Here is a 10,090-nt window from a genome sequence, read left to right on the forward strand (position 1 = left end):
TGAAGGTCTACCGGGTCTACCTGAAGGTCTTCGGTCCGGGGGTCAGACGGTCCAGTCGAGGATGATCTTGCCGCCCTTGCCGGACGCCGCGTCGTCGAAGGCGGCCTCGAAGTCGGTGTACCCGTAGCGGCCGGTGATCACGGGGGCGAGGTCGAGACCGCCCTCCAGCAGCACCGACATGGCGTACCAGGTCTCGAACATCTCGCGGCCGTAGATCCCCTTGATGGTGATCATGGACGTGACGATCTTCGCCCAGTCGACGGAGAAGTCCTCGCTGGGCAGGCCGAGCATGGCGATCTTGCCGCCGTTGGTCATGTTGGCGACCATGTCGCGCATCGCGCGCGGGTTGCCGGACATCTCCAGGCCGACGTCGAAGCCCTCCTTCAGGCCGAGGGTGCGCTGGCCGTCGGCGATGCTCTGCTCGGCGACGTTCAGGGCGAGCGAGACGCCCGCCTTGCGGGCCAGGGCGAGGCGCTCCTCGCTGACGTCGGTGATCATCACGTGGCGCGCGCCGGCGTGCTTGGCGACCGCGGCGGCCATGATGCCGATCGGGCCCGCACCGGTGACCAGGACGTCCTCGCCGACGAGGGGGAAGGACAGCGCGGTGTGCACGGCGTTGCCGAAGGGGTCGAAGATCGCGGCGACGTCGAGGTCCACCTCGACCCGGTGCACCCACACGTTGGAGGCGGGGAGCGCGACGTACTCGGCGAACGCGCCGTCGCGGCCGACGCCGAGGCCGACGGTGGCGCGGCAGAGGTGGCGGCGCCCGGCCAGACAGTTGCGGCACTTGCCGCACACCAGGTGGCCCTCGCCGCTCACCAGGTCGCCGGCCGCGACGTCGGCGACGTCGCGGCCGGTCTCGACGACCTCGCCGACGAACTCGTGGCCGAGGGTCAGCGGCGTGGCGATGGTCTTCTGCGCCCAGCCGTCCCAGGAGCGGATGTGCAGGTCGGTCCCGCAGATACCGGTGCGCTTGACCTTGATCAGAACGTCACCAGGACCGATCTCGGGCTCGGGAACGTCCATGAGCCAGAGTCCCGGCTCCGCCTTGTGCTTGACCAGCGCCTTCAATGTAACGGCTCCCGACGTACGCGTCCTGTGATGTGCAGGTTCCGGGCGCGACGCACCCAAGATCCCTGGAAGAGAATCTTCCGTACCTGGGGCCCATGGTCCATCGAGGTTTTCTTAAGCGCACTCGCAGATCAGCTTCACACCGGGGGTGGGACGGGTCTGGGCGTCAACCCGGGGCCGTCAGATGCCCTCCCGTTCGAGGACCGCCATGGCCGCGTTGTGACCGGGCACGCCGCTCACTCCGCCGCCCCGGACCGCCCCGGCACCGCACAGCAGGACGTTGGCGTGCGCGGTCCCGACCCCCCAGCGCCCGGCGGCCCCCCGCGCGCCCTCGCCGTCCCCCTCGGCGTCTCCGTACGGGAAGGAGAGGTCGCGGTGGAAGATGTGCCCGCCGGGCAGTCGCAGCTCGCGTTCGAGATCGAGCGGGCTCTTCGCCTCGATGCACGGGCGGCCGTCGGCGTCCCGCGCCAGACAGTCCGCGATCGGCTCGTCGAGACAGGCGTCGAGCTGGTCGAGGGTGGCCTTGAGGAGCGCCTCGCGGGCCCCGTCGGGATCGGCGGCGAACAGCCGGGCGGGCGCGTGGAGTCCGAACAGGGTGAGGGTCTGGTAGCCGCGGGCGGCGGCCTCCGGGCCGAGGATGCCGGGGTCCGTCAGGGTGTGGCAGTAGATCTCGGACGGCGGCGCGGCGGGCAGCCGGCCGGCGGCGGCCTCGGCGTACGCGGTCGCCAACTGCCGGTATCCCTCGGCGATGTGGAAGGTACCGGCGAACGCCTCGCGGGGGTCGACGCGACGGTCGCGGAGCCGCGGCAGCCGGGTCAGCACCATGTTCACCTTGAGCTGGGCGCCCTCGGCCGGCGCCGGCGGCGGATCGCCGAGGAGGCCGGCCAGCGCCTGCGGGGAGGCGTTCACGAGGACGTGCTCCGCGGCGGCGACACCCTCGCCGTCGGCGGTGCGGTACGTGACCTCGGCGCGGCGCCCGTCGGTGTCGATCCGCACCGCCTCGTGACCGGTGAGGATCGTCGCCCCGGCCGAACGGGCCGCTTCGGCGAGGGCGTCGGTGAGGGCTCCCATGCCGCCGACGGGCACGTCCCAGTCGCCGGTGCCGCCGCCGATGACGTGGTAGAGGAAGCAGCGGTTCTGGAGGAGCGAGGGGTCGTGGGCGTCGGCGAAGGTGCCGATGAGCGCGTCGGTGAGGACCACCCCGCGCACCAGGTCGCTGGCGAAGGCCTTCTCCACGGCGACGCCGATGGGCTGCTCGAAGAGCATGTCCCAGGTCTCCTCGTCGTCGAGCCGCGCACGCAGCTCGGCGCGGTCGGGCAGCGGCTCGGTGAGCGTGGGGAAGATCCGCCGCGCGGCCCGCTCGGTCCGGCCGTAGAAGGCGCGCCACGCCTCGTACTCGCGGTCCGAACCGGTGAGCGCGGCGAAGGAGGCCCGGGTGCGGTCCCGGTCGCCGCCGACGAGCAGGCCGGAGTCGCCGTACGGGGTGTACGAGGAGACGGACCGTTTACGCACGGCGAAGCGCAGACCCAGCTCCCGGACGATCTTGTCCGGGAGCAGCGAGACGAGGTACGAGTAGCGGGACAGCCGGACGTCCACTCCGGCGAAGGGGCGCGTGGAGACGGCGGCGCCGCCGGTGGAACCCAGCCGTTCGAGCACGAGGACGCGACGGCCCGCCCGGGCGAGATAGGCGGCGGCGACCAGGCCGTTGTGCCCACCACCCACGATGACGGCGTCGTAATCGGAGGAGCGCTGTGCGGTCATGCCCCTTGCTAGCACCTGTGGGGGCGGCCGGGCCAGGGTGCGTCAGGGCGTTCCGTGCGCGCCGCCCCGCATCCGCTCCAGCCGCTCCCGGCAGTGGGTCTCGTCCGCGCGGGCGGCCCGGGTGTCGGGGTGGGTGGCGCCGAGGGTGCGGGCGCGGGCCTCGGCGACGCGCCGGTACTCCTCCAGGGCCTCGTCGTGGCGGCCCAGCCAGCCCAGCGCGATGGCGATCTCACGGCGGCTGACGAGCGTGTCGGGCCGGTCGGGCCCGAGGACCCGGGCACGCAGCCCGCACACCGCGCGCGCCTCGGCCAGGGCGTCCGTCCAGCGGCCGAGCCGCCCGAGGCTCACGCCCAGGCCGTGGCGCGCCCGCAGCGTCTCCGGGTGCTCGGGGCCCACCGTCCGGGTGCGGGCCTCGGCGAGCTCCCGGTAGAGCGCGGCCGCCTCCTCGGCGCGGCCGAGCCGGCCGAGGCAGATGCCCGCCTCGTACCGGGCGGCGAGCGTGTCGGCGTGGTCGGCTCCGAGGACCGCGGCCCGCGCCTCGGCGACCTCCTCGTACTGGGTCAGGGCGTCGGCCCACCGGCCGAGCCGGCCCAGCAGGTGCGCCACCTCGTGCCGGGTGGCCAGCGTGTCCGGGTGCTCCGCGCCCAGCAGTCGGGTGCGGGCGTCGGCGACCTCGCGGGCCGTCGCGTAGGCCTCCGGCAGACGGCCGAGCCGCCCGAGGGTGAAGGCCAGGTTGTGGCGGCAACGGAGGGTGTCGGGGTGCTCCGCGCCCATGGTCCGCTCGCGCGCGGCCAGCACCGCGACGTACACGGAGTGCGCCTCGGCGTGGCGGTCGAGCCCGCCGAGGACGTACGCGGTCTCCTGGCGCGCGGCGAGGGTGTCGGCGTGGTCGGTGCCGAGCGTCCGGGCGCGCCCCTCGGCGACCACGGCGAACTCGCGGAGGGCGTCGGCGTGGCGGGCCGACCTGGCGAGGGCGAAGGCCAGCTCGTACCGGCTGGCGAGCGTCTCGGGGTGGTCGGGCCCGAGCACGTGCCCCCGGTCCCGTACGACGGTCCGGTGCACCTCCGCGGCCTCCTCCCAGCGCCCGAGGCGCCCGAGGCCGAGCCCCGCGCGGTGCCGCCCGGCGAGCACGGCGATCAGCTCGGAGGCGGGGACGGGGTCCCGCTCCTCGGCGGGCAGCGGGATCGGGCCCGTGCCCGGCAGGCTGCTGTGGTCCTGGCCGGGGGCCGAGGTCTGGGCGGAGGCCGGGTGGCCGGCTGAGGCCCGGTAGCCGCCGGAGGCCGCCGCCGGGTCGGGCACGGAGGCCCGGTCCGGGGCCCGGTCGGCGGTCCGGTGCGGGGTCGGGGCGGGGGTACGGCCCGGGGTCACGGCCGGGTCGCCCTGGCCCGGTTCGGCCGCCGGCTGTCCGGCCTCGGGCCATGCGGGACGGGTCAGGGCCCCGGTCGGGTGCGGGGCGCGGCTCCACGACGCCCGGGTCCACTCCCCCGTGAGCGCCGCCGCCGCGTCGTACGGGGCGGTGGGCAGGCCCACGGACGTGGGCGTGGCAGGGCGGCCCGTGGTCATCCGGCCGGCCCAGGCGGGCAGGGCGGCGGGGCGCACCGGGGCGGGCCGCCCCGCGGCGAGGCGGGTGCGGATCTCCGCGGCGTCCGCAGGGCGGGCCTCCGGGGACTTGGCCAGCAGGTCGAGCACGAGCAGGTCGAGGGCGGCCGGGAGTTCGGGCCGGTGGCTGCGCAGCGGGGCGGGCGGGGTGTCCCGGTGGCCGACCAGGACCGCCCAGGTGTCCTCCAGGTCGAAGGGCGGGACGCCGGTGGCGATCTCGTACAGCACGCACCCCAGCGAGTACAGGTCGCTGCGGTGGTCGATCTCGCCCCCGCCGCCGATCTGTTCCGGCGACATGTAGTGCGGGGTGCCCATGGCGATGCCGGTGCCCGTGAGGCGCGAGGTGAAGCCGATGTCGGCGGCGAACCGCGCTATCCCGAAGTCGCAGATCTTCACGGCCCCGTCGCCGAGACGCACGATGTTGGCGGGCTTGAGGTCGCGGTGCACCACGCCCTGGCGGTGGGTGTACGCGAGGGCGTCGGCGACCTGCTCGGCGATGTCGACGACCTCGGCCACCGGGAGCGGGTCCTTGCCGTTGTCGCCGAGCAGCTGACTCAGGTTGCGCCCGTCGAGGAGCTCCATGACGAGGAAGAGCACGCCCTCGGACTCGCCGAAGTCGTGGACGACGGTGATGCCCCGGTGCTGGAGCGCGGCCGCGACCCGCGCCTCGCGCCGGAAGCGTTCGCGCAGCACGGTGAGCGAGGCCGGGTCGCGCTGCGGCCCGAGCGGCCGGAGGCACTTGACGGCGACGCGCCGTCCGAGCGCCTCGTCGGTGGCCCGCCACACCTCGCCCATGCCGCCGCGACCGATCACCTCGTGCAGCCGGTACCGGCCCTGGATCAGCCTGGTGTCGTCCGCCATCGCGTGCTGTCGCCCCCGTTTGCCCCGTGGCCGTGCCCCTCCCGGCCCGGCGGCTCCAGTATGGCGGCCGTGGCCCGCAGACTGTACGGCGCGGGTCGGGTCTGCTCGCCGAGCCGGTCCATCGCCCGCAGGATGTGCCGCGGGGGCAGCCGCCAGCGCAGCTTGTCGGGCAGGCAGCGGAGCAGATTGGCCGTGGCGCGCAGGCGGTGCGTCACGGTCTCCGGCGGCGGTGCCGGCCTGCCGTACAGCTCGTGGGCGTACGGGGGCAGCACGTCGTAGGCGAGTGCCGCCACGCGCCGCCAGACCGCCTCGCGCGCGGGCACGAGCGCCGGTGGTACGGGCGGTGCGCGCAGGAAGTCGTCGACGGTCCGCGCGTCCTGGCCCGCGGCGAGCTCCGGGCGGACGGCGTCGAAGTAGCGCCGGAGCCCGCCGGCCGTGCCGGGCACCCGCTCGGGGTCGAGGCCGACGAGCCGGGCGGCGACGCGCTGCTCGTCCACGTACCGGTCGGCCTGGGCGTCGGTGAGCGGGATGCCGGAGCGGCGGACGACGTGGAGGTACGAGTCGATCTCGGCGCAGTGCACCCAGAGCAGCAGCTCGGGGTCGTCCACCCCGAGCAGCCGGTGGATCTTCCGTACCCGGGCGCCGGCGGCCTCGGCCGCCTCCGTGGTGCCGTACGTGAGCGTGCCGACGAAGCTCGCGGTGCGCATGAGCCGGCCCCAGGCGTCCCTGCGGAAGTCGCTGTTGACCATCACGCCGCGGATGGCGGCGGGGTGCAGGGCCTGCAGGTACAGGGCGCGCACCCCGCCGATCCACATCACCGGGTCGCCGTGGAGCTGCCAGGTGACGGACCCCGGCCCGAAGAGCCCCGGGTCGGCGTCGCCGTGGCTCGTCGTACCGTCGGACGGCATCGCTCGCGTGGCTCGCATGCCCTCAGGCTAGGCGGGCCGGCACCCGGGGTCGACGGGTCAGCGCCAGATCGCCTGCACCGAGTCGAACTGGACCCAGGTGATGGGGTTGCCGGCGTTGCCGCCGTAGACGCTGACCGAGCCGGCCGGGTTGATCTCGAAGCGGCAGGCGTTGATGCCCTGGCTGTTGTTGCGGGGGGCGGTGGCGCGCACGTACCAGGTGGGGCGGCCGAAGGCGGCCGGCAGCGTGGCGATCTTGGTGTCGGCGGCGAAGTTGCCGGTGACCTGGCCGCGGGCCTGCAGGAAGGTCGTGCCGGCGATCGTGACGAGCCGGACCTGCGGGGTGGCGCCGGCGGTCGGGGTGGCGACGGTCTCCAGGACGAGGTCGACCCACTCGCCGGCCTCGACGCCGCCGGTGGCGGCGGCAGCGGGGGCGGCGGTGGCGAGGCCGCCGACGGTGAGGGCGGCGGGCAGGGCGAGGGCGGCGCCGAGGATGCTGCGACGGTTCTGGGACATGGGGAAGGGCTCCTCTTGAAGCGGGTGGTGGGGGGAGTTGCCGGACACGGCCTAGCGCCAGACGGCGCTGAAGCTGTCGAGCTGCGCCCAGGTGATGACGTTCGTCGTGCGCCCGCCGAACAGGCGCAGTTCGCGGTCGGTCCCGGCCTCGACGCGGGCGACGGCGTAGCCGCCGTTGCTGTTGCGCGGCACGTTGGCGCGGGCGGTGACGCTCGGGGTCAGGGTGTCCGGCAGGTGGCCGATGACCACGTCGGCGTCGAAGTTGCCCTTGACGCCGCCGCTCAGCTGGAGCGTGGTGGTGCCCGCGATGCTGATCAGACGTCCCTTGGGGGCGTTCTGATCGGCCGCCACACCGGCGGCGAGGGCGATCGGCTGCCAGTCGGTGAGGACCTTGACCCCGTCGGTCTCGGGGGCGCCGGAGAGCGAGACGATGGTGCAGGTGCGCGGGCCGGGGTCCTCGCAGGCGAAGCCGAAGTGGAGGTAGGGGACGCCGCCGCGGACGGCGACGGTCATGCCCTCGGGCTCACGCCACTCCAGACCGGGCGCGGCCGCGCTGAACTGCCGGTCGAGGAGGTTGCCGGTCGCCCACTCGAAGGCGGTGAGGTAGGTGTTGCCGGGCAGCGGGTTGGTGTCCGAGTAGGCCTCGCCCTGCAGCGTGTACAGGACGCCGCCGTGGGAGGCGTAGCCCTGGAACACCGCGCTCGGCAGGGCCGGGGTGAGCCGCTGGATCGGCTCCCACACGCCGGCCGCCGCCTTGGCGAGGTCGTAGCGCTCCCAGTGCGTTCCGTTCAGATAGAAACGGATGACGAGCTCGTTCGCGCTGCGGTCGATGGTGGGGGTGACGAAGCGGGCCGCCGGATCGGGCGTGTACGGCTTGGTGTGCCGGGTGGTGCCGTAGGTGACGACGTCCCCGTTGGCGTAGGTGAAGCTGGTGACGGCGGCGCCGTAGCCCTCGTTCTTCGTGTTCGGCATGGACCTCGTCTCGGTCCACAGCCAGATCGTGCCGTCGCGGTTCTCCACGCCCAGGTTGACGCCGTGTCCGAAACCGCGGAGGTACATGTACCCGACCATGTCGCCGGCCTCGGTGAGGCGGGTGAGGCACAGGTCTCCGTTGGCCTTGCGGGTGGCGTAGTCGACGGCCGCCGGCTCGTCGGAGAGCCGGATGCCGCCCTCCATGATCTGGAGCACGAACACGTCGCCGGACACCGGTTCGATGCCGAACGACTGCATGACCGTGGAGTTCTTCAGCGGGCGGCGGTGGAGCAGTTTGCCCACCGGGCCCGCGATGTCTATCTGTCCTTCGATGGTGATGCTCAACGACACCGCTCCTCGGGGTGGTTGGGGGTGTCCCTGGTGATCGGAACCGCGTCAGTCTGCCAAACCCTCTCGTCGGCGTGCGCGCGGGGCGGGTGCGGGGCGGGCCCTAGAGAGGGGCGCTGCCGTCCGCCGGGAACGCGCCTCCATGGCCCGGGACGATGACGTCGGCGGCGGCCAGGACGCGTTCGCGGGAGGTGCGCAGAAGAGTGCGGTCGGGGGCGACCGGGTCCTCGACCGGGCCGTTCGGACGCCACCACAGGTCGCCCACGAAGGCCACGACGCCCTCGGCGGTGCCCGCGAGGAGCGTGATGTCCTCGGCGCTGTGGCCGGGGGTACGGATCAGGCGGAGGGACGCGGTGATCTCGTGGCCCTCGGCGTCGCGGTCGGTCCACTGGTCGGCCGCGTAGATCGCCTTGTGGTCGTGCACCCGGGCCCGGCCGAAGAGGCCGACGTTCATGGTGTTGTCGGGGTGGTGGTGGCTGAGCACGACATCGGTGATGTCGTCGGGGCCGAGGCCGAGTTCGGCGAGCGGACCGAGGATGCGGTCGCGGCTCGCGACCATGCCGGGGTCGACGACGACGTGCCGGTCGCCGTCGGAGACATAGGAGACGGTGGCGGCGACGCCGGGGCCGGTGGAGAGGGTGTAGCCGGTGGTCAGGACCGTGTAGACGGCGGTGCGGCCGAGGGTGGCGGTCTCGCTCGCGGAAGCGGTGGCGGCGGGGTGCGTGTCAGGCGTCGTGTGCGTCATGACGATGATCATGCCGACCGGCTTCGACGCCCACGAGTGGCACGGATGACAGCGATCGCAGGATATGTGCCAAGCGGCTCCGCCCCTGTGCCAGACTGCGCGGATGCCGCCCTTTCGCACCGTCGCCGCGTACGCCCCGCCGGGCGTCGGCATGCTGGCCGTCGGCATCGTCGCCGAGGTGTTCGGTCCGCACGGGAAGGAGTTCCCCGGCTTCGACTTCACCCTCTGCACCGACCGCCCCGACCGTCCCGTGCCCACCGACTGCGGGGTGCCGCTGGCCGTCGGCGGCGGCCTCGACCGGCTGGCCGCCGCGGATCTGGTGATCGCCCTGCCCGGGGCCGGGTTCCGCACGCCCCCGGCACCCGAGGTGCGCGAGGCGCTGTCGGCGGCGTACGCGGGCGGGGCGCTGGTCGCCGCGCACTGCGTCGGCACGTTCGCGCTCGCGGCCGCCGGTCTCCTGGACGGGCGCCGGGCCACCACGCACTGGCGGTTCGCCGAACTGCTCGCAAGCCGGCACCCGTCGGTCGACGTCGAACCCGACGCGCTCTACGTGGACCAGGGACGGATCGTCACGGGCGCGGGCGCGGCGGCCGGGTTCGACCTGTGCCTGCACCTGCTGCGCCGCGAGCACGGGGCGGCCCTCGCCAACGCCGTCTCCCGGGACATGGTGCTGCCCTCGCACCGTGCCGGCGGGCAGGCCCAGTACCTGGCCGTGCCGGTGCCCGAGGACGGCCAGGACGAGCGGCTCGCCGAGGTCCTCGGCTGGGCCCGGGCCCATCTGCACGAGCCGATGCCCGTCGCGGAACTGGCCCGGCGCGCCATGATGAGCAAGCGCTCCTTCATCCGACGCTTCACCGCCGCGACCGGCACCACCCCGCACGCCTGGCTGCGGGAGCTGCGGCTGAGCGGCGCGGAGGAGCTCCTGGAGACCACGGACCTGCCCGTCGAGGAGGTCGCGCGCCGGGTCGGCTACGGCAGCGCGGCGGTGCTGCGCGAGCAGTTCGTACGCCGCCGCGGGGTGCCGCCGCGCACGTACCGGCGCTCCTTCGCCCGCACGCCGTCGTAGCCGCCGAGGGCGGCCCGCCCCGGATGGCAGGACAATCGAGGCATGACCGAGGCTCCCGTACCCGCCACCCGGGTCTTCCTCGTGGACGATCACGAGGTCGTGCGCCGGGGGCTGCGCGACCTGATCGACGACGAGGCCGACATGACGGTGGTCGGCGAGGCCGCGACGGCCGAGCAGGCGCTCGCCCGGGGCCCCGCCCTGCGGCCGGACGTGGCCGTGCTCGACGTGCGGCTGCCCGACGGCGAC

At 74.3% G+C, this 10,090-nt stretch carries 9 protein-coding genes; 2 read left to right on the plus strand and 7 right to left on the minus strand.

Annotated features, from left to right (window positions below):
• Positions 1 to 42: 42 nt before the first annotated feature.
• The 7 genes from tdh to ACH414_RS30850 form a co-directional block, all read right to left on the minus strand.
• Entirely contained in the window at positions 43 to 1,071 is a 1,029-nt protein-coding gene (gene tdh, locus ACH414_RS30820) for an L-threonine 3-dehydrogenase (RefSeq protein ID WP_398944303.1), read from the minus strand.
• 180 nt (positions 1,072 to 1,251) lie between these two features.
• The gene (locus tag ACH414_RS30825; protein ID WP_398944304.1) at positions 1,252 to 2,832 is read right to left on the minus strand and encodes a phytoene desaturase family protein; all 1,581 of its coding nucleotides are present in this window, start codon (positions 2,830 to 2,832) and stop codon (positions 1,252 to 1,254) included.
• A gap of 42 nt (positions 2,833 to 2,874) precedes the next feature.
• Entirely contained in the window at positions 2,875 to 5,292 is a 2,418-nt protein-coding gene (locus tag ACH414_RS30830) for a tetratricopeptide repeat protein (RefSeq protein WP_398944306.1), read from the minus strand.
• Positions 5,271 to 6,218 carry an oxygenase MpaB family protein gene (locus tag ACH414_RS30835; protein WP_386568881.1) on the minus strand — a complete coding sequence of 316 codons (948 nt, stop codon included), beginning with the start codon at positions 6,216 to 6,218 and terminating at the stop codon, positions 5,271 to 5,273. The genes ACH414_RS30830 and ACH414_RS30835 overlap by 22 nt, the downstream gene beginning before the upstream one ends.
• Positions 6,219 to 6,257: 39 nt before the next feature.
• Positions 6,258 to 6,713, minus strand: a complete 456-nt coding sequence (locus tag ACH414_RS30840; protein WP_386568879.1) for a hypothetical protein — start codon at positions 6,711 to 6,713, stop codon at positions 6,258 to 6,260.
• A 51-nt stretch (positions 6,714 to 6,764) separates the two neighbouring features.
• A complete protein-coding gene (locus ACH414_RS30845) occupies positions 6,765 to 8,030 on the minus strand; it encodes a hypothetical protein (protein WP_398944308.1) in 1,266 nt (421 codons plus the stop codon).
• A gap of 106 nt (positions 8,031 to 8,136) precedes the next feature.
• Positions 8,137 to 8,778: an MBL fold metallo-hydrolase gene (locus ACH414_RS30850; protein WP_382541356.1), complete on the minus strand. Its 642-nt coding sequence runs from the start codon at positions 8,776 to 8,778 to the stop codon at positions 8,137 to 8,139.
• Between the two features lie 103 nt (positions 8,779 to 8,881).
• Here ACH414_RS30850 and ACH414_RS30855 point away from each other — a divergent pair, with 103 nt between their 5' ends.
• Both ACH414_RS30855 and ACH414_RS30860 read left to right on the plus strand, forming a co-directional pair.
• Positions 8,882 to 9,844, plus strand: a complete 963-nt coding sequence (locus tag ACH414_RS30855) for a GlxA family transcriptional regulator (protein ID WP_382541359.1) — start codon at positions 8,882 to 8,884, stop codon at positions 9,842 to 9,844.
• A gap of 42 nt (positions 9,845 to 9,886) precedes the next feature.
• Positions 9,887 to 10,090: response regulator transcription factor (locus ACH414_RS30860; RefSeq protein ID WP_398944310.1), on the plus strand; the 204-nt coding region annotated here is incomplete at its 3' end.

Source organism: Streptomyces sp. NPDC020422 (assembly GCF_044386705.1).
Lineage (GTDB): Bacteria > Actinomycetota > Actinomycetes > Streptomycetales > Streptomycetaceae > Streptomyces.

Coding starts and splice junctions, on each gene's coding strand:
- ACH414_RS30825 (WP_398944304.1), bottom strand. CDS start 2,832: ATGACCGCACAGCGCTCCTCCGATTACGACGCCGTCATCGTGGGTGGT.
- ACH414_RS30830 (WP_398944306.1), bottom strand. CDS start 5,292: ATGGCGGACGACACCAGGCTGATCCAGGGCCGGTACCGGCTGCACGAG.
- ACH414_RS30855 (WP_382541359.1), top strand. CDS start 8,882: ATGCCGCCCTTTCGCACCGTCGCCGCGTACGCCCCGCCGGGCGTCGGC.
- ACH414_RS30840 (WP_386568879.1), bottom strand. CDS start 6,713: ATGTCCCAGAACCGTCGCAGCATCCTCGGCGCCGCCCTCGCCCTGCCC.
- ACH414_RS30850 (WP_382541356.1), bottom strand. CDS start 8,778: ATGACGCACACGACGCCTGACACGCACCCCGCCGCCACCGCTTCCGCG.
- ACH414_RS30835 (WP_386568881.1), bottom strand. CDS start 6,218: ATGCGAGCCACGCGAGCGATGCCGTCCGACGGTACGACGAGCCACGGC.